We start from the raw sequence: 18,451 nt of genomic DNA, 5'->3' as shown, positions 1-18,451 counted from the left end.
CGCAGACTTGTAGTTCTCAAGTATTTCTACACGCGAAGTGCGTCGGTCAGGCCGAGGCTCGCTGTGACTGATGGTGCAATTGTGAATCAGGGATCGTCGCGATCCCGATGACACCGCTGATCGTGGCCGGAAACGCGCCGATGCCGCCCTGCACACGGCAGGACGGCATCGGTGAACGAAACACAGGTCAGGCGTTCAGAGCCTCGAGGATCTGGCCGCGAGCCTTGAACAGCTCGGCGGACCAGTACGGCCAGCTGTGGATACCGTTACTCGGGAAGCTGAAGGTAGCCGGAATTCCGAGCGTCGCCAGGCGGACCTGGAATGCGCGGCTGTTGGCCAGTGCCAGAGCTTCCAGAGCCATGCCGTTCGCGGTGTTGTAGAAGTCGATCGGGGCGCGCGGCTTGTCGAACTCACCGGGCAGGCCCGACGCGGCGGAGACGTACAGCGACAGTCCACGAAGATCGGGTGCGAAGACGAACGGGTCGTTGCGCAGCCATGCCGGGCTCCACGGAGGTCCCCACATGGAGTCGACGTTGAACCAGGACTGGCTCAGCATCGCGACGCGAATGGCTTCTCGCATGCCGGGAGCCGAGATGTTGAGGTAACCGGAGAACGAGCCGGCGAACTTGAACTGATCGCGGTGGTACGCGGCCAGCGTCAGTGCAGCCGAGCCGCCCATGGAGATTCCCAGAACAGCGTTGTTGGAGCGCGAGACTCCGTAGCCCTCCAGGAAGGCAGGCAGATCTTGCGTCAGGAACGTCTCCCACTTGTAGGTGACTTCCTGGCCGTTGAGGTTCGATGCTGCGTACCAGTCACTGTAGAAGCTGGCCTGGCCACCGACCGGCATGACGAGGGTGACGTCGTCGCCTGCGAACTGATCCTGGGCGTTGGTCTCGAAGGTCCACGCGTTGCGATCGTCGCGGGCGCGGAGTCCGTCGAGCAAGTAGAGGGCGGCGTTGCCACCGCGAGCGGCCCACTGGACCTGAACCTTGATCGGGCCCATCTCGGACGGTACCCAGAGATCTTCACGCCCACCGGCCGGAGCCTTGTGCACGACCGCGGTGGGCGCTGCAACTGCTGCTGCTCCACCGACGACACCGGCTGCGAGGGGAAGGACCAGCGCTGCCGCGCCGAGTCCGAGCAGTCGCTGCCGCCATCGTTTGGTCACACTCGGCTTTGTCGAGGGGCCGGAAAATCGCATGGATCGTGCTCTCTCTCGTTCTGCTGCGGTCTCCGCGGTCTGCGGCCCCCGGCATTCCAACAGGGCTGTCTTCGGCCCCGTCGGGCCGTAGTACTTGGGTATCTAGTTGTGAAGCGCACACGTCCAGTGGACGTACGCACCGAAGGGAGGTTATTCCACTCCTTCGCCCCGAAGCAAAACTGTGATCTGGATCTCGTGCTTGCTTCGAGGGCGATATCAGACTGTGACACTATCCTGCGCGACCGCCGCAAGCCACCCTGTCAAACCAGTGATTTCTCACAAACAAGGTGGCCTGCGGTATCGAGCGGGCTGAATCAGCCGATGTTCGCGCTGAGGTCCGGTGCCATGATGTGTGCCTGTTCCTGCCAGTAGCCCCACTGATGGGTGCCGACGGCGGGGAACGCATATGTGACGTTGTTCGCACCGATGCTGGCCATGCGAATCTGGAACGCGCGGCTGTTCGCCAGTGCGATCGCCTCGAGGCCCATCGCATTACCGGTGTTGTAGTAGTCGATGAAGCTGCGCGGGCGGTCGAGACCACCGGGCAGACCACTACCCGCGAAGACCCACACTCGGGTGCCGTTGTCACGCAGACGCGGAGCGAAGACGAACGGGTCGTTGCGCAGCCACGCCGGATCCCACGGAGGTCCCCACATGGCGTCGATGTTGTAGCGACCCGAATCCAACAGCGCCACTCGCATGGCCTCGCGCATACCGGGTGCCGAGATGTTCAGGTACCCGGACAGCGAACCGGCGTAGGAGAACTGATCCGGGTGGTAGGCAGCCAGCGTCAGAGCCGCGCTTCCGCCCATGGAGATACCGACGACTCCGTTGCGGTTGGGATTGAACCCGAGACGGTCCCGCAGGTTGTAGCGCAGGTTCTGCGTCAGGAAGGTCTCCCACTTGTACGTGGACTTCTGACCGTTGAAGTTGGACGGCGCGTACCAGTCCGAGTAGAAGCTGGACTGCCCACCGACGGGCTGAACGACATTGATGTTCCACGACGCAAGGTAGGCACCTGCGTCGGTCTCGTGCTCCCAACCGGAGATGTCGTTGGTGGCGCGGAGTCCGTCCAGCAGGTAGACGACGCGGTCGGTGTTGCCGTCGGCCGCACGCCAGATCCTGCTCTTGATCGGGCCCATGCTCGAATCGGTCCAGAAATCCTGGGCACCGGGATCGAACGCGGCGCTGGCGGTCGCACCTGTTCCGACCACGGCCAGACCGAGCGGCAGTGCAACAGCCATCACCAGAGATGTAGCTATCCGGCGGAGGCGCCCCCCGGCACCCTTCTTCGTTCTACCCAGCATGCAATTCGACCTCTCAGCAGTGTCGGTGAACCGTGCAGTCTCTGCACGCAACACCCGTTTCGGCGGTCATGCCCCTCCTTCGACGCTCATCGAGAGCGTCGACCCGGCCGACAGACCAGGGGCAGTCACACACATCTTTCGCATACATCGTCCGTGAGGCGCTGTCCGTTACCGAAATGAGATATCCCATCTTGGCGACGAACGGATTGCGACGCGACCCGATCGACTAATTGTGACCTTCCAGAATCGGAGGCTCCAAACCACATCGTTGTATTTCGTACTCGGGAACGCGATCGAACCGATATCCGGCGTAGAACAGCGACCGCTTGATGTTACGAACGAACAATTCCTTCGTCAGCGGGGCCCGGTACGACGCGATCAGCTCCTGCGTATCCGCGCAGGACAGTGCGACTCGCGCCTGCGTCACCCAGTCCTCGTCCATGTACCACGGCAGGTACGGGTGCTCGCCGACCATCCCGAGATCCGCGACGACCCAATCCGGGTACAAGTTCTTGTCGTGGCCGATGCGCCCGTTCTCCAACCTTTCGGTGTGCGATGCCAGCGGGTATGCAAGACCCATCTGATCGATCACGCGCACGTCGAGGCCGACGTTCATGCTGGTCATGCCCAGGTTGAGGAAGAACACCGTATGGCCGGCGCCGCCGGGAGGAATCGGCAGCGGTGGCGGCACGACGTCCCAGTAGGTGAATTGGGCGCTCGGCAGCAGCAGGCCACCGTCCGGGGTGTTGTCGATGGCTTCCACCATGGCGCGCATGCGCGGATAGTCCAGGTAGTCCGACGCCAGGATCGGATGCGCGTGACCGGTGTTGAGCGCGTAGAACGCACGCTCGTCGACTATGCCCGATCTTCCGACGATCGAGCCCTCGGGCATACCCGTCGTGTTCGCCGCGAAGAACGCCCAGACGACCGTCGTGACCCATACGAGACCTCCGACGGCGAAGACGGCCACCTGCCGGACGTCGGACATGCTTGTCGGGACTCGGAGCGGAATGACTGCGACCGGCAGGAGAAGCGTGAAGAGGGCGGGCAACAAGGTCCGTCCATGCATGAAGTCGCCGCCGACGCGCACTGCGTAGACCAGCGACAGCACGCCACCCACCAGAACGAACGCGACGACGGCCGTCGGGCTGCGGAGCCATTGCTGCGCGTCACGGACGCTGCGCGGAACCGTCGGGCGCGACGCGGACACGACACCCGCGAGCACCAGAAGAATCAGTGGGAGCCACAACATGTACGGGCCGAGCAGGTTCCACAGGTAGTCGAACCCCTGCGCCCACTTGGCTCCGCCCGCATCCTTGGACACCGCGGTGTTGGGATACGGCAGACCGTAGTAGCCCATCCGCCAGATCTGGTACAGCACCGGCGTCGCACCCGCGACGGCGAAGACGAGGATGCGACTCGGCCAGCTCTGTCGAGCCAGGAAGATCATGACGAGCGACAACCCCGACAAGATCACCAGCTCCGGACGCACCAGCGGGCCGAAGCCGGCCCAGAACGCCAGGAACAGCACGCCCACGGTGCTCGTGTCCCGGGTCGCCCAGCGCACCATCAGCAACCACAGCACGGCGATCCAGAAGATCACCAGGCAGGTCTCGAGCCCGGACGTCGCGAAATCGCGTGCCGGAGGAACCGCGATGTAGACGAGCACCCCGGCCGGAAGGAACGCGGTGATGCCGGCGGTCCACCGACCGGCGCGATGCAGCGTGAACGTTCCGATCATGGCCACCGCGACGGCGGCAGTCGACAGGACGAGTGCGATCGTGAGCACCACGTACTCGAGGCGCACCTCGCTGAGCCAACTGCCCGCGTACACCAGGTAGGTCCAGATGGTGCTCGTGTTCGTCTCGACGCGTTCACCTGCGTTGAACACAGGCCCGTTGCCCGCCAACAGGTTGCGCACCGTGCGGAGGACGATCAACCCGTCGTCGGCGATCCAGCGCCGTTCCCAGGCACCGATGAAGAAGAGCACCGACGTCACGACGACGCCGACGGCGAAAATCGCCTTGCTCGTCAGGCCCCCGCGTGAAGCCTGCTGATCTACCTCAGCCGGCGACGTATACAGCGACACCGACTACTCCGATCCACGCAAGAGCCAGCACCTGCAGCACCCTGTCGCCGAGCGCGATCTCTTCGGGCTCACCGGCCTGCCCACCGTCGACGTCCACGGCGTACCGCAGGATCGCGATCGTGAACGGAATCATCGAGATGGCGAACCAGTTCGAGTTCGTCTCGGCGTCTTGTTCGAAGGCCCACAATCCATAGCAAATCACGACTGCCGTGGCGGAGAGCGTCCAGACGAAGCGAAGGTAGGTGGTGGTGTAGTTCTCGAGGGATTTGCGGATCTTCGCGCCGGTGCTCTCGGCGAGCTGAAGCTCGGCGTAGCGCTTGCCTGCGGCCATGAACAGCGAACCGAACGCCATGATCAACAGGAACCACTGCGACAGCGGAATCGACGCGGCGACGCCACCGGCGATCGCGCGCAGCAGGAAGCCGGACGACACGATGCAGATGTCCAGCACGGCCTGATGCTTGAGGCCGAAGCAGTACGCCAGCTGGATCGCGATGTAGACGCCGATGACCAGCGCGAGCTTCCAGTTGGCGATGAACGACAGACCGATCGCACCGCCCAGGCACACCACAGCCATCGCGTACGCGAGGTTGACCGGAAGGACACCCGCGGCGATCGGACGGAAACGCTTGGTGGGGTGGGCCCGGTCGGCCTCGACGTCCATCGCGTCGTTGACGAGGTAGACACCCGACGCCGCGAGGCAGAACACGACGAACGCCAGCGCGACCGGCAGCAGCACGTCGGCCTGCGTCACCGAACCAGCGGCGAGCGGCGCCGCGAGAACGAGAACGTTCTTGACCCACTGACGTGGACGAAGCGCCTTGATCACACCGTCGAGCAGATTCTTCGGTGGCGCTCCGACGGCGGTGGCTTCCTCGCTCATTTGTCTCCTTCGAACTTGCACACTGCGGCTGCAGACAAAGCGCCGAGCGCAGATCCTGCAAGAACATCTGTGGGGTAATGCACGCCGAGCACCAGCCGCGACAGCAACATCGGCGGTACCAGGACCGCAGGCAAGGGTAGCCCCGTCAACCGACCGAGCAACACGGCGGCTGCTGTGGTCGACGTGGCGTGCGAGGACGGGAAGCTGAGCTTGCTCGGTGTCGACACGTTGATCTTCACCGACGGATCGTTGGGACGAGGGCGCCTGATGACACGCTTGACGACTATCGACGCGGCGTGCGCGCCGACTGCTCCGACGGCCACTCCGGCCCACTGCCTGCGCCGGCCCGGGTCGGCGACGGCGCCGATGCCGGCAACAGCCACCCAACCGAGGGCGTGCTCGCCGAAGTGGGACATGCCCCTCGCGACCGACACCACGCCGGGCTGTGCCCCGATCGTCGACTGGATCGCCGACAGGATGCGTACCTCGGCGGCGGATTCGGTCTGGTTCTTACGCCTCGTAACGAAAGACACGTTCCCAGGTTTCCTTACTGGTGAGGTGAGGGACGGCGTCGCGGTAGCGACCCTTCAGTTCGGGGAACCGGCGCGACAGCTCGGCTCGCAGCGACATCGCTTCCTTCAGCAGCGCTGCTGCCTTGTCTCGGTCGCGCTGGCGGTAGACCACCCCTCGTCCGTCGGCGGTGGTGACGGTGACGCCGTCCACCTGCGACAGCAGGAACCAGCGAGCGTCGAGCGTCGGGACATTGAGCTGCGGCCGCTCGTGGTGCCGCTCGTGGGCGGGCCGGACATTGTGCAGCAGTCCCGACGCGAGGCGCTTGACCTTCGCGAGCGGATTCTTCGGCTCGCCGACGGCTCCGACTTCCTCACCGGATGCGTGCGGTAGTTCCGTCGAGGATCCGACGACGACGGCGTCGGGATAGGTCTTGCGCAGTGCGTGCACTTCGCCGAGCGACGTCGGAAGGATGTCGAGAATGTGCTCGGGTCCGGCGAGGAAGTCGCGGATCGCCTTGTTCTGGATCGCGACCGTCGAGTACTCCAGGCACAGCAGGTGCTTGACGGTGGCCTTGACGGTGTCGACCACGATGCCGCGTCCGTTGCCCGGAGCGTGCAGCGCGGCGACCACCAGGCGGTTGCGGAGGTGGAAGTACGCCTGCCAGTCGATGGCGTCGTCCTTGTCGCTCCACGCCATGTGCCAGATCGCGGCACCCGGCAAGGTGACTGTCGGGTATCCGGCTTCCCGTGCGCGCAAACCGTATTCGGCGTCGTCCCACTTGATGAACAGCGGCAGCGGTTGGCCGATCTCCTCGGCGACGACGCGCGGGATCATGCACATCCACCAGCCGTTGTAATCGACGTCGATGCGGCGATGCAGCAGCTTCGACGAGCGCAGCGGGTCCTCGGAGAAATCGTGGTCGTACTCCACGTTCTGAGCGCCGGTCCACATGAAGTTGCCGCGGTTGATCACTTCACCCATGACGTGCAGGTGACTGCGCGCCTGCAGGTTCAGCATCTGACCGCCGACCAGGGTGGGAACTTTGGCGAAACGCGACATCGCGAGCGCACGCAGGATCGAGTCCGGCTCGATCTCGATGTCGTCGTCCATGAACAGAATGTGCTGCGCCGACGTGTTCTTCAGCGCCTCGTACATGATGCGGCTGTATCCGCCGGAGCCGCCGAGGTTCGCTTGATCGTGGACCGCCAACTTGCCGCCGAGACCGGCTGCGGCCTCGGCGAACCCGGGCTCGTCCTTGGCTTTGCGGGTGCCCTGGTCCGGCATGATGACGGCCTCGACGACGTCGAGGACCAGCGGGTCCGAGCCAAGCGCGACAAGGGCTTTCACCGCGTCGGTGGGCCGGTTGAACGTCGGGATGCCGACGGCGACGCTCGCCTCCCCCGGCGCGTCGATCGGCGCGTACCAGCCGGCGCTCTCGAGGACGACCTCTGAGTCGGAGGTGATGTCGAACCAGATCCAGCCACCGTCCTCGAAGGGACCGAGGTCGATCTCGAATTCCTGCGCCGCATCGCTCGGGGTCACTTCGCGGCCTTCGACGTGAATGCGCGACGCATCGGCCTTCGACCGGTAGACGTCGATGCGGCAGTGCCCGGAGACCTCGACACGCAGGACCACGGATTTCAGGATGCTGTAGCGACGCCAGTAGCTCGCCGGGAACGCGTTGAAGTACGTCGCGAAGGACACCTCGGACTCCGCACCGATGGCGACGGACGTACGCGAGACCGAGTGTGCCCGTCGGGCATTGGTTTTGGCTTCTTCGAGGTACAGGGTTCGTACGTCGAGCGGCTCCCCGGACCGCGGCAGCAGAATCCGCTGCAGCAGTGATTTACCGAGAACAGGTGCTACGTCGGCGATTCCGTCGTCGAGCAGATGTTTGGCCGTCATTTGTCCCCCGCCAGCGACGCACCGGTCTCGAAATGCGGTGCGAGCGTGTTGTCGTACAGGTTCAGCGCACTGGCGATGGCCATGTGCATGTCCAGGTATTGGTAGGTGCCGAGCCGGCCACCGAACAGCACCTTGTTCGACGCGGTTTCGGCCTTGGCGCGGTTCCGGTACGCCTCGAGCTTCTGCCGGTCGTCGGGGGTGTTGATGGGGTAGTACGGCTCGTCGCCGCTCTCGGCGAACCGAGAGAACTCGCGCATGATGACCGTCTTGTCGGCCGGGTACTCCCGCTCGGGGTGGAAGTGACGGAACTCGTGGATGCGGGTGTAGCCGACGTCGCCGTCGTTGTAGTTCATCACCGGCGTGCCCTGGAAGTCACCCGTCGGCAGCACCTCTGTCTCGAAATCGAGTGTGCGCCAACCCAGTTCGCCCTCCGAGTAGTCGAAGTACGCATCCAGCGGGCCGGTGTAGACGATCGGCGCGTCCGGGCTTTCCTTCGTCAGTTCCTCGCGGACGTCGAACCAATCGGTGTTCAAGCGAACCTCGATGAGGTCACTGGCCGCCATGTTCTCGAGCCACGCGGTGTACCCGTCCACAGGAAGGCCCTCGTAGGTGTCGTTGAAGTAGCGATTGTCGAAGTTGTAACGCACCGGCAGGCGCGTGATGTTGCCCGCGGGCAGATTCTTCGGATCGGTCTGCCACTGCTTCGCCGTGTAGTCACGGATGAACGCCTCGTACAGAGGGCGGCCGATCAGCGAGATGGCCTTCTCCTCGAGGTTTTGCGCATCCTTCGCGTCGAACTCGCTGGACTGCTCCTCGATGAGAGCTCGAGCCTCCGCCGGCGAGTAGTACTTGCCGAAGAACTGAGAAATAAGGCCCAGCCCCATCGGGAACTGGTACGACTGGCCCTTGTGCATCGCGAACACACGGTGCTGATAGCTGGTGAACTCCGTGAACTTGTTGACGTACTCCCACACACGCTTGTTCGAGGTGTGAAACAAGTGGGCACCGTACTTGTGGATCTCGATACCCGTCTCCGGCTCCGCCTCCGAATAGGCATTACCGCCCAGGTGGTGGCGACGATCCAACACGAGCACGCGCTTGCCCAGCTGGGACGCTGCACGCTCCGCCACGGTCAGGCCGAAGAACCCCGATCCGACGACGATCAGGTCGAATCGGCCGGTCACGGATGCATCGGATGAGGTGGGCTCAGGGCTTACAGCAGTCACGGGCAACCAGGGTATCCGACAGCCGAGCATTCACTTCCCATGGTCACTCCTGCAGGCTCCGCTCCCGGCTTCCCATGGTCACTCCTGCAGGCTCCGCTCCCGGCCTCCCATGGTCACTCCCGAAAGACCCCGCAGGTACTCGTCAGCGCCGAGCACGCAGTACGTAGATATCCATCACCCAGCCGTGTCGAGCCTTCAGCTCGGCCCGGATCGACGCGATCTCGTCGACCACGTCGTCGAGAACGCCCGCCACCAACTTTTCATCTTCCGTTCCCAGGTTGGCACCCCAGTAGATGTCCCACGGCCGCGATCCGACCAGCTCCCGGCAGGCCAGGCCGCCGTCGAGCATCACGACGAGGTTGTCCGCCCCCGCCGCGACGTCCTTCTGCAAGGCCCGGCCGGTGGTGATCACGATCGGTCCACCGATGCGGTTCAGCACGATGCGATGCGACGCCGCCAGCATCGACACACTGCTCACACCTGGCGTGACGTCGAACTCCACGCCCAATTGCTCGACGACACGAATAGTGCTGTCGTAGAGCGACGGGTCACCCCACACCAGAAAACCCACGACAGTGTCCGACGGCAGGCCGTCCAGGACCTCCCGGTACGCGTGCGCCCGGGCCTCGTGCCAGTCGGTCACCGCCGTGCCGTAGTCACTCGGCGTTCGATCCCGCGCCGGGTCCGGCACCTGAACGACCCGGTAGTCCCCCGTCACATGGCGCCGCAGAATCTCCGTTCGCGCCTCCGCCAGATCGCCGACGCCGTCGCCCTTGTCGGCAACGAGAAAGACATCCACCTGCTGGAGCTTCTCGATCGCCTGCACCGTCACCTGATCCGGATGCCCGCCACCGACACCGACGAGATGGACCTTCATGTCCTGGCTCGGTTCACGTCGTACAAATGCGACTCCACAGCAAGCCTCTCGGGTCGTTCCGCAGGCTCCACTCCTGGCCTTTCGGGTCGTTCCCGTCCGGGCGTGCGGCCGAGGGCTGGGCCGACCAGAATCACCGCTGCTTGTTTCAGACCTGCGGCGTCGACCTGATCCGCGATGTCGGCGAGGGTGCCCGTCAACGTCAACTGGTCCGGCTTGCTGGCGTGGAAGACGACGGCGGCCGGGCAGTCGGCACCGTAGTACCCCGCCAGCTCGTCGGCGAGCTGCCTCGTGCGCGTGATCCCCAGATGCAGCGCGAGCGTCGATCCGGTCGCTGCGAACGCGGCCAGCTTCTCGCCGTCGGGCATCGCCGTCGAACGGGCGTGAGCTCGAGTCAGCACCACCGACTGCGCTATCTCCGGGACCGTGAGCTCGACGCGCAACTCGGCCGCAGCAGCCGCGTACGCGGGCACACCCGGCGTGACGTCCCACGGAACACCCGCTTCGTCGAGACGCGCGGACTGCTCGGCGAGCGCCGAGTAGAGAGATGGATCACCCGAGCACAGCCGTGCGACGTCTTCCCCGCGCTCGTGCGCGCCGACGAGTTCCGCGGTGATCCGGTCCAGGTCGAGCTTCGCGGTATCGACTTTTCGGGCGCCCGGAGGGCAATGGTCCAGAATCGCGTCATCTATGTAGGTACCTGCATAAACGCATACCGGGCTGGTGCGCAGATGCTCGACGGCTCGCAGCGTCAGCAGATCTGCTGCGCCCGGTCCCGCACCGATGAAGTGAACAGTCACGGAACAAACCTATGCCGACGCGCCGCGGGCCGGTCAATCCATGAGCTGGCTAACTCTCAAGCTAAGGTTTAGCCTTGTGTCGGATGAGGTTGATGTGACTCCTGTGACAGAAGAGTAGTCAACCTCGAAGCAATTCGCAAGCCTGTTCGAATCGTGTCGCACAGGCACGCACCAACAACCAGGGAGTACCGCCTTGCACCGTCGAACGAAGCCGTCGATCGTTCTCGGCGCTGTCGCCTTGCTGGCCGTCGCGAGTCCCGTGGCGGTCTACAGCATTTCCGGCGACTCCGCGTCCACCGATGTTCGATCGGCAAACGAGACCACCCCTGTGACCGTGCCGACCAAGATCGTCGAAACAGCACTGACTGCGGCACCGGACATCGTCATTCCTCTGCAGGAATTGACGGGTCTGCCGTTGCCCGACCTGCGCCTGTCCGATCTGAAGTACCTGCCGCTTCCGGACAACATCACCATCCCGCCGATCCAGATTCCCGAAATCCCCGGCATCACCGTGCCGTCCCCGACGAGCCCGTCGGCTCAGGCGCCGGTGCCGGGCCGCAACGACGTCGCGGCCCCGATCGCCCCGCCTGCTTCTCCCCCGGCCGGCGACGACCCGGGCGCCCCGCTCGGAGCGGTCGTGAAGGAACTGCGTCAGGACGATCCGTTCAGCATGGTCGCGTTGACGTCGACCGCCGTGGACGGTGCCGTCGCGCAGGTTCGTCGCCAGCTCGACGACGGGTCCTGGGGCCCGTGGATCGCAACCGAGCCGATCGACACCGCAGCCAGCGACGTGGCGGCCGAGCCGGACAAGAAGGGCACCGAGCCCATCTTCGTCGGAGCCACGAAAGCCGTTCAGCTTCTCCTGACACCGCCCGCCACTCCGGCAGCGCCGGCACCCGAAGCGGCACCTGCCCCTGCACCTGCTGCGGCCCCCGCACCGGAACAGGAGCTGGGATACACCCCGGCGTCGGTCTCGAAGCCGCTGCGCCAGCAAGAGACCCAGGTGGCAGATGCGCTGGCCGACATCAGCGCCGTACTGATCCAACCCGGCAGCTCCCCCGCCGACTCTGCACTCTCCGACATCGCGACTCCAGTCGCAGGCAACGCAGGACCGAAGGTCATTTCGCGGTCGCAGTGGGGCGCCGACGAGTCGATTCGTTGCGCCACACCGACGTACGACGACTTCCTCGGCGGCGCGACGGTGCACCACACTGCGGGCAGCAACGACTACTCCAAGAACGAATCGGCCGAGATCGTGCGAGCCATCTACGCCTACCATGCACAGACGCTCGGCTGGTGCGACGTCGGCTACAACGTGCTCGTCGACAAGTACGGTCAGATCTTCGAAGGCCGCGCAGGCGGACTGGACCGTCCCGTCCAGGGCGCGCACGCCGGTGGCTTCAACGAGAACACCATGGGCATCGCGATGATGGGCGATTACTCCAGCGAAGCACCGTCGACCGAGACCCTCGATTCCGTGGGCAAGTTCCTCGGATGGCGTTTGGGCAAAGCAGGTCTCGACCCACACGGTGAAACGACGATGACGAGCGAAGGCACCAACTTCACGTTCGTCGGCAAGGGCCAGAGCGTCGACCTGCCGGTCATCTTCGCGCACCGCGACGTCGGCAACACCGCATGCCCCGGTGACGGTGCCTACGCCCGGATGGACGAAATCCGCGACATTGCCGCCGCCAACCTCGGAGGCGGCGGAAGCGTCGACACCGCCCCGGCACCGTCCGACAGCACGGACACCGAGGGCAACTCCGACTCGTCCGTACCCACCTCCGATGCGAGCAGCACTCTGGGAGAGAACATTCCAGGACTCGTCGACGAGTTGGTCCGCCTCGCCAGTTCCAACCCCATCGCCCAGAAGTGGCTGGCGTCCGGCGGCGAAACCGGCACCCTCGGTACACCCGTCAGTGGCCTCGTTCAGGTCAAGGGCGGCGGAGAGGCCGCTCAGTTCGCCAACGGCTCGATCTTCACTTCCCTTGCCGGCCAGGCTGTTGCAGTGATCGGAAAGATCTTCGAACAGTTCATGGCACTCGGCGGAGAGAACGGCGAACTCGGCTTGCCGACCACCGACGAGTACCGCGTCCCCGAGGGTCTGCGCACCGACTTCGAAAACGGTTCACTGATCTTCAACGAGCTCACCGGCATCGTCACCACGGTCATCAAGACCTACAACGACACCTACGAGCAGCAGATGCAGAACCCCGTCGCAGCCCCGATCGAGCCGGCCCCGGCCCCGGAGCCCGCACCGGTCCCGTAAATCACCACCCACAGTCGAGCGGCGATTCCGATCCACGAATCGCCGCTCGACTCGTCTCCGCCCCTCCCCCACCGACCCCACCGATGACCGACCCCACCGATGACCGAATGAACCGTTCGATCACTTGGAGTGACCGAACGCCACGTTCGCTCCCGTCGGGGGGTCAAATCCGCATTCGTACACGCCCGATGCAATGAATTGCCCGATACTTCGACGAACAGCGGAAGTCCGCCGATTTCAGAAGTATCGGGCAATTCATCTCACTGCGCATGCACCGGCGCCGCTCAGCTACCTGCCTTCCGGCAGCAGCGTCGACGCGATCGTCGTCAGAGCCTTGACTGCCGATGTGGCGTCGAGCTGGCACTGAGCTTGTACAACAGCACCATCGATCGCCACTGCGAGCGCTTGTGCCGCGCGGGTTCGGTTCGGGCCCTGCGGAAGTGTCGCTTTGATAGCCCCGACCATATCCGCCTTGTGGCGAGTGGCGATCTCGTACACCTCCGGCAGTTCAGCCCCGATCTCGTTGACACTGTTGATGAAGGCGCATCCTCGGAAGGTATCCGAGGTCAGCCACTCCTCGACTGCCGAGACCACCACCGGCCTGCGACGGTTGCCCGCAGCGTAGCGGTCCAGCGCGTCGACGAACCACTCCATCCAACGCCGATGCCGTAGGTCCAGGAACGCCAGGATCAGCGTGTCTTTGCTTGGGAAGTGGCGATAGAAGGTCACCTTTGTGACACCTGCCTCCGCGATGACTTTGTCCACACCGGTTGCTCGTATTCCTTCGCGGTAGAACAGCCGATACGCGGTGGCCAGTATGCGCTCCCGAGCGGGGAGGGCCGACACGTCGACCTGCGGATCAAGAGTCTGGGAGATGCTCACGTCGCAAGAGTAGACAAATCTGTCCACCGGCGCCACATGCATGTGGACAAGTCTGTCTACATGGCGTACGTTCTTGTCATGTAGACAGCGTTGTCTACATGGGCAGAGCACCTCGACCAACCCTTGAAGCAAAGGACGATCAATGACCGCAAATGTGGAAACCACCACGAAGCCACCGGTTCCGCCGTTCACCGACGAATCAGCGGTGCAGAAAGTCAGGCTGGCCGAAAATGCCTGGAACAGCCGAGATCCCGAGGTGGTTGCGCTGGCCTACTCGATCGACAGCGTCTGGCGGAATCGGTCCGTTTTCGTGACCGGCCGTGCGCAGATCGTCGAATTCCTGAGCGGTAAATGGAACCACGAGCACGAGTACCGCCTCATCAAGGAACTGTGGGCGCACAGTGACGACCGCATTGCCGTCCGCTTCGCCTATGAGTATCAGGATGATTCGCGTCAGTGGTTTCGAGCCTACGGCAACGAGAATTGGCTCTTCGACAAGGACGGCCTGATGACGCACCGCCACGCAAGCATCAACGACGTACCGATCGACGAAAGCGAGCGCAAGTTCTTCTGGGACCGGAATGCACCGCGACCGGCAGAGCATCCGAGCCTGTCCGACCTCGGCTTGTGACCACCTGATGCGCCGCGTTCCGCTCTGCCTGCGGACCAGCCAACCGTCGAGGCGAGGGTGACCGAATGAACCGTTCGGTCACTTGGAGTGACTAAACGTCACGTTCGCTCCCGTCGGGGGGGTCAAATCCGCATTCGTACACGCCCGATGCAATGGATTGCCCGATACTTCGACGAACAGCGGAAGTCCGCCGATTTCAGAAGTATCGGGCAATTCGTCCCACCCACCGCACCGGCCGGCGCCGCCAACGGGGACCGGGTGAGTGACCGAACGTGCCGTTCGGTCAGTTGAACTGACCAAACCCCACGTTCGGTCCGGCGACGGAGGTCACCACCAGCGTTCGAGGACCCTTGCCACGCCGTCGTCGGCGTTGGTTGTGGTGATTTCGTCGGCCGCTGCAGCTGCTTCGGGGTGTGCGTTGCCCATTGCGACGCCCAGGCCGGCCATTCGAAGCATGGGGACGTCGTTGGGCATGTCGCCGAATGCGGCGATGTCGGCGGCGGGGACGCTCAAGCGTTCGGCGACGAGGGCGAGGCCCGATGCTTTGGTCACGCCGGGTGCGGAGAGTTCGATCAATCCGTTGTCGGTGGAGAAGGTGATGTCGGCCCGGCCGTCGAGGAGAGGTGCCAAAGCGGACACCATGTCCCCGCTGGACGCGCTGGAGAGCCGGATCAGCAGTTTTACGGCAGGGACGTCGATGACCTCCGCCAACGACACTTCGGTGTTGTCGGGGTTGAGCCATGCGTGTTCGTAGCCGGGCGAGCTGACGAACTGCGGTGTCGCAGCGTCGTGCGCTGTTTCGCCGACGCGTTCCGCGGCCAGCCCGCACCCGGGCAGGGCCTCGTACGCGAGATCCGCGAGCCAGCGCAGCGTCTCGCCCGTCAGAACCTCGGCGTCGATGATTCTGTCGGTGCCGGCGTCGTAGATCACGGCGCCGTTCGCGCAGACGCACATGGGCGCGAAGCCCAGTTGATCGACGATTGGTGGAATCCAGCGCGGCGGGCGACCCGTCGACAGCACGAACGGTGTGCCGTCCTCGACCATCGCCAGTACAGCGCGTCGGGTGCGCTCGGTGACCTTCTCGCGGTGGTCGAGGAGCGTTCCGTCGACATCACTGGCGACGAGGCGGGGTGCGCGGCTGGTGGTAGGCATCGAGGTCATTGTGCCTGAGATGGCTCCGGCAGTGCCCGCCGCTGGGTCCCTTAGACTTGCGAACCGACGAGGGAGGGAGCCGACGATGCCCGGGGTGTCCGAGGACTCGCCCGACGCTCGGATCGTTGCGGCGCTGGTCGCAGGCGAACTTCCGGGCCTCGGCGACGCGTACGACAGGCATTCCGGCCACCTGTTCAGCTACGCGAAGGCAATGCTGGCCGACGAGGACGCCGCTGCCGACGTCGTTCACGACACGATGCTGATCGCAGCAAGGCGGATCTCCGTCCTTCGCGATCCGGAACGATTCCGATCCTGGTTGTACGCGATCGCACGGGGCGAATGCCTGCCTCGGCGACGCCGCGACCGGTGTGACTTCAGATCCACGATCGCGTCCGACGCCACCGACGAGGAACGGTCCGTTCAGGAGGTCGTCGCGACGGCGGCAGCGACGTCCAGCCCCGAGCATCGTGAAGTCCTCGACCTGAGCATTCGCCACGGTCTCGCCGACTCCGAGGTCGCCGCCGTCCTGGGGATCGGGACGCATCGCGCGTCGACCCTGATCTCCCGCGCGCGCGAGGAGCTCGAGCGTTCGACCGGCACCGGCCGGATTCGCGTCGCCGGAGCGGCCGCCATTCTCAGGCTTTTCCCGCTGGCAACCGCGCCGTTCGGCCTGCGCGAGAAGATATTGACCGACTCCGAGATGGGGGTCGTCGTGAATACGACCACCCTCGATCGGACCGACCGACACGGCTTCCCGACGCATGGTCCGGCCTCCGGGAAGGTCGTGTGGGCGGCGGCGGCCGGATCTGCTCTGCTGATCGCGGCGGGGATCGGATTCCTGGTGGCGGAGCCCGCGAGCCGCCCGACGGCACCGGCGCAGGTCGACGTCGCGCCCGGCCCCGTCCCGAGGACCATCCCCACCACGACGAGCGAATCGCCGTCCCCGTCGCCCGCGCCGCCGACGACTACCCCCGCCCAGGTCAACACCGTAGTCCCGGAAGCGCCTGCCCCCGTCGTCGTACCTCCCGCACCGGCGCCCGTCACCACCACTGCCGTCGTGCCGACGACGACTGCCCCACCGGTGACGACCACCGAGCCGCCCGTCACGACGACCGAACCCACCTCGACGACGTCGAACGCTCCCGTCACCACGACGACCCAACCGCGGCTCGAGAACGGCTGAGTTTCTCAGCATCGATCCGTACACTCGGCGGGATGCTCATGACGCAAGATGCTGCGAGGGCGGCTCGCTGGCGCGGATTCCACGCGTATCTCGACGTTGCCGTCGTCGTGCTCGTGTTGATCGCAACGAACCTCATCGCGCATTTCACGACGGTGTGGGCCAGCATCGCGACGGTCCCGATCGCCGCGGTCGTTCTCGTCGCCTTGACCAGGCGCCGGGGTCTGGGCTGGTCCGAGCTCGGTCTGTCGCCCAAGCAGTGGAAGACCGGTTCGATCTACGCTCTCGCAGCCGTGGGGCTGGTCCTCGCCGTCATCGCGATCGGCGCACTGTTGCCGATCACTCGGCCGTTCTTCATGGCCGATCGATACGCAACCATCTCGGCCGCGCTGGTCGCGTCGATGATCGTCATCCCGCTGCAGACCGTCATCCCGGAGGAACTCGCCTTCCGCGGCGTTCTGCACGGCACCCTGGGACGGATCTACGGGGCGCGCGGAGTGTTCGCGGCCGGCTCGCTGCTGTTCGGCCTCTGGCACATCGCGTCGTCGCTCGGCCTCACCGCCAACAACACCGGCTTCAGCAACTTCCTCGGCGGCGGACTGTTCGGCCAGGTCGTCGGCATCGTCGGGGCGGTGATCGCGACAGCTGCGGCGGGATTCGTGTTCACCTGGCTTCGCAACCGGAGCGGCAGCCTCATCGCTCCCATTGCCTTGCACTGGTCCCTCAACGGCCTCGGCGCCCTCGCCGCTGCGTTGGTCTGGCACGCCTCGACCAGCTGAGCAGTCGAGGGACAGTCGACTATTCCTTCGCCCTCCGGGCCTTTTCGTCCGCTTCGATGATCGCTGCTTCGTCGAGGGTGGGTGCGCTGCCGCCCAATCGTGCGGGTACCCACCGGGCACCTGCCGGGTGCTCGTAACCTTGCTGCGCCGCGCCGAGAGCGCTTTCCAGTCCACTGCGCAGGGCTGTGGTGAGTTCGTCGGGGGTCCCGTGCGGCGCAATTGCTTGTCCGACGGGGATGTGCACGGGAAAGTTGTGTCTGCCCAAAGCTTTCGGCATGTCCTTGGTCATGATGCGCTGCGACCCCCAGATGGCGACCGGAACGATCGGAACGCCCGCTTCCAGTGCCATCCGTGCGGCACCGGATTTGAACGCCTTCAGCTCGAAGCTTCTGCTGATGGTGGCCTCCGGGTACACGCAGACGAGCTCACCGTCCCGAAGCGACTGCACGGCAGCGGCATACGACTCGGCTCCGGCTGCGCGGTCGACTCCGATCGCTTTGCAGTGACGCATCAGGAACCCGACGACGGGATTGCGCCCCAGTTCCTTCTTCATCATGTAGCGAACTCGTCGCTTACCTTGGCGCGCAACGAGTCCGACCTGCATGAAGTCGAGGTACCCGGTGTGGTTGACGGCGAGTACGACGCCGCCGCGGCGCGGAATGTTCTCGGTTCCCCGATAGGTGATGCGTAGGCCCTGCACAGCGGTGATCGCACGAACCAGCCCGGTCAACGCGGCATACACCGGTTCGCGCGACATGGC

General features: G+C 64.8%; 16 protein-coding genes. 4 read left to right on the top strand and 12 right to left on the bottom strand.

Features of this window, described 5'->3' with window-relative positions; all coding sequences use genetic code 11:
• Window positions 1-187: 187 nt before the first annotated feature.
• From CH293_RS11320 to CH293_RS11280, 9 genes are all read right to left on the bottom strand, one after another.
• The gene (locus tag CH293_RS11320; RefSeq protein WP_176459975.1) at window positions 188-1,201 is read right to left on the bottom strand and encodes an alpha/beta hydrolase family protein; all 1,014 of its coding nucleotides are present in this window, start codon (window positions 1,199-1,201) and stop codon (window positions 188-190) included.
• A 314-nt stretch (window positions 1,202-1,515) separates the two neighbouring features.
• The gene (locus CH293_RS11315) at window positions 1,516-2,508 is read right to left on the bottom strand and encodes an alpha/beta hydrolase family protein (protein ID WP_170945219.1); all 993 of its coding nucleotides are present in this window, start codon (window positions 2,506-2,508) and stop codon (window positions 1,516-1,518) included.
• Window positions 2,509-2,734: 226 nt separating this feature from the next.
• Window positions 2,735-4,597 carry a flagellar motor control protein ZomB gene (gene zomB, locus CH293_RS11310; RefSeq protein WP_094720231.1) on the bottom strand — a complete coding sequence of 621 codons (1,863 nt, stop codon included), beginning with the start codon at window positions 4,595-4,597 and terminating at the stop codon, window positions 2,735-2,737.
• Complete coding sequence (locus CH293_RS11305; protein ID WP_037160477.1) at window positions 4,572-5,480, bottom strand: decaprenyl-phosphate phosphoribosyltransferase; 909 nt, start codon at window positions 5,478-5,480, stop codon at window positions 4,572-4,574. Before CH293_RS11305 ends, zomB begins: the two co-directional genes overlap by 26 nt.
• Window positions 5,477-6,013: a phosphatase PAP2 family protein gene (locus tag CH293_RS11300; protein ID WP_052059503.1), complete on the bottom strand. Its 537-nt coding sequence runs from the start codon at window positions 6,011-6,013 to the stop codon at window positions 5,477-5,479. Before CH293_RS11300 ends, CH293_RS11305 begins: the two co-directional genes overlap by 4 nt.
• Window positions 5,991-7,898, bottom strand: a complete 1,908-nt coding sequence (locus CH293_RS11295) for a glycosyltransferase (RefSeq protein ID WP_037112555.1) — start codon at window positions 7,896-7,898, stop codon at window positions 5,991-5,993. The genes CH293_RS11300 and CH293_RS11295 overlap by 23 nt, the downstream gene beginning before the upstream one ends.
• Entirely contained in the window at window positions 7,895-9,124 is a 1,230-nt protein-coding gene (gene glf / locus CH293_RS11290) for a UDP-galactopyranose mutase (protein ID WP_026348132.1), read from the bottom strand. The genes CH293_RS11295 and glf overlap by 4 nt, the downstream gene beginning before the upstream one ends.
• A 142-nt stretch (window positions 9,125-9,266) precedes the next feature.
• A complete protein-coding gene (gene cobF / locus CH293_RS11285) occupies window positions 9,267-10,001 on the bottom strand; it encodes a precorrin-6A synthase (deacetylating) (RefSeq protein ID WP_094720230.1) in 735 nt (244 codons plus the stop codon).
• Window positions 9,998-10,798: a cobalt-precorrin-4/precorrin-4 C(11)-methyltransferase gene (locus CH293_RS11280; RefSeq protein WP_094720229.1), complete on the bottom strand. Its 801-nt coding sequence runs from the start codon at window positions 10,796-10,798 to the stop codon at window positions 9,998-10,000. The genes cobF and CH293_RS11280 overlap by 4 nt, the downstream gene beginning before the upstream one ends.
• A gap of 193 nt (window positions 10,799-10,991) precedes the next feature.
• Between CH293_RS11280 and CH293_RS11275 the strand changes: the two genes are divergently transcribed.
• Window positions 10,992-13,067, top strand: coding sequence for an N-acetylmuramoyl-L-alanine amidase (locus tag CH293_RS11275; RefSeq protein ID WP_094720228.1), 2,076 nt, complete (start codon window positions 10,992-10,994; stop codon window positions 13,065-13,067).
• 288 nt (window positions 13,068-13,355) lie between these two features.
• Here the strand turns inward: CH293_RS11275 and CH293_RS11270 are convergent, their stop codons facing one another.
• Window positions 13,356-13,949, bottom strand: a complete 594-nt coding sequence (locus tag CH293_RS11270) for a TetR/AcrR family transcriptional regulator (protein ID WP_094720227.1) — start codon at window positions 13,947-13,949, stop codon at window positions 13,356-13,358.
• Between the two features lie 142 nt (window positions 13,950-14,091).
• Between CH293_RS11270 and CH293_RS11265 the strand changes: the two genes are divergently transcribed.
• Entirely contained in the window at window positions 14,092-14,580 is a 489-nt protein-coding gene (locus tag CH293_RS11265; RefSeq protein ID WP_033189346.1) for a nuclear transport factor 2 family protein, read from the top strand.
• Between the two features lie 327 nt (window positions 14,581-14,907).
• On the opposite strand, the gene CH293_RS11260 is transcribed toward CH293_RS11265, so the two are convergent.
• Entirely contained in the window at window positions 14,908-15,741 is an 834-nt protein-coding gene (locus CH293_RS11260) for an HAD family hydrolase (RefSeq protein WP_094720226.1), read from the bottom strand.
• A gap of 76 nt (window positions 15,742-15,817) precedes the next feature.
• On the opposite strand from CH293_RS11260, the gene CH293_RS11255 reads away from it, so the two are divergent.
• Entirely contained in the window at window positions 15,818-16,915 is a 1,098-nt protein-coding gene (locus tag CH293_RS11255; RefSeq protein WP_094720225.1) for an RNA polymerase sigma factor, read from the top strand.
• Between the two features lie 32 nt (window positions 16,916-16,947).
• Entirely contained in the window at window positions 16,948-17,691 is a 744-nt protein-coding gene (locus CH293_RS11250) for a CPBP family intramembrane glutamic endopeptidase (protein WP_019667113.1), read from the top strand.
• Window positions 17,692-17,710: 19 nt separating this feature from the next.
• Here the strand turns inward: CH293_RS11250 and CH293_RS11245 are convergent, their stop codons facing one another.
• A complete protein-coding gene (locus tag CH293_RS11245) occupies window positions 17,711-18,448 on the bottom strand; it encodes a 1-acyl-sn-glycerol-3-phosphate acyltransferase (protein ID WP_094720224.1) in 738 nt (245 codons plus the stop codon).
• Window positions 18,449-18,451: the final 3 nt, after the last annotated feature.

It is taken from the genome of Rhodococcus sp. 14-2470-1b (assembly GCF_002259415.1).
Lineage (GTDB): Bacteria > Actinomycetota > Actinomycetes > Mycobacteriales > Mycobacteriaceae > Rhodococcoides.
This window is presented reverse-complemented; position numbering and strand designations above follow the sequence as displayed.

What these genes read in the sequence shown, in the direction of transcription:
- CH293_RS11315 (WP_170945219.1), bottom strand. Translation starts at nt 2,508, where the DNA reads ATGCTGGGTAGAACGAAGAAGGGTGCCGGGGGGCGCCTCCGCCGGATA.
- CH293_RS11305 (WP_037160477.1), bottom strand. Translation starts at nt 5,480, where the DNA reads ATGAGCGAGGAAGCCACCGCCGTCGGAGCGCCACCGAAGAATCTGCTC.
- CH293_RS11255 (WP_094720225.1), top strand. Translation starts at nt 15,818, where the DNA reads ATGCCCGGGGTGTCCGAGGACTCGCCCGACGCTCGGATCGTTGCGGCG.
- CH293_RS11295 (WP_037112555.1), bottom strand. Translation starts at nt 7,898, where the DNA reads ATGACGGCCAAACATCTGCTCGACGACGGAATCGCCGACGTAGCACCT.
- CH293_RS11245 (WP_094720224.1), bottom strand. Translation starts at nt 18,448, where the DNA reads ATGTCGCGCGAACCGGTGTATGCCGCGTTGACCGGGCTGGTTCGTGCG.
- CH293_RS11320 (WP_176459975.1), bottom strand. Translation starts at nt 1,201, where the DNA reads ATGCGATTTTCCGGCCCCTCGACAAAGCCGAGTGTGACCAAACGATGG.
- CH293_RS11265 (WP_033189346.1), top strand. Translation starts at nt 14,092, where the DNA reads ATGACCGCAAATGTGGAAACCACCACGAAGCCACCGGTTCCGCCGTTC.
- CH293_RS11250 (WP_019667113.1), top strand. Translation starts at nt 16,948, where the DNA reads ATGCTCATGACGCAAGATGCTGCGAGGGCGGCTCGCTGGCGCGGATTC.
- CH293_RS11260 (WP_094720226.1), bottom strand. Translation starts at nt 15,741, where the DNA reads ATGACCTCGATGCCTACCACCAGCCGCGCACCCCGCCTCGTCGCCAGT.
- cobF (WP_094720230.1), bottom strand. Translation starts at nt 10,001, where the DNA reads ATGAAGGTCCATCTCGTCGGTGTCGGTGGCGGGCATCCGGATCAGGTG.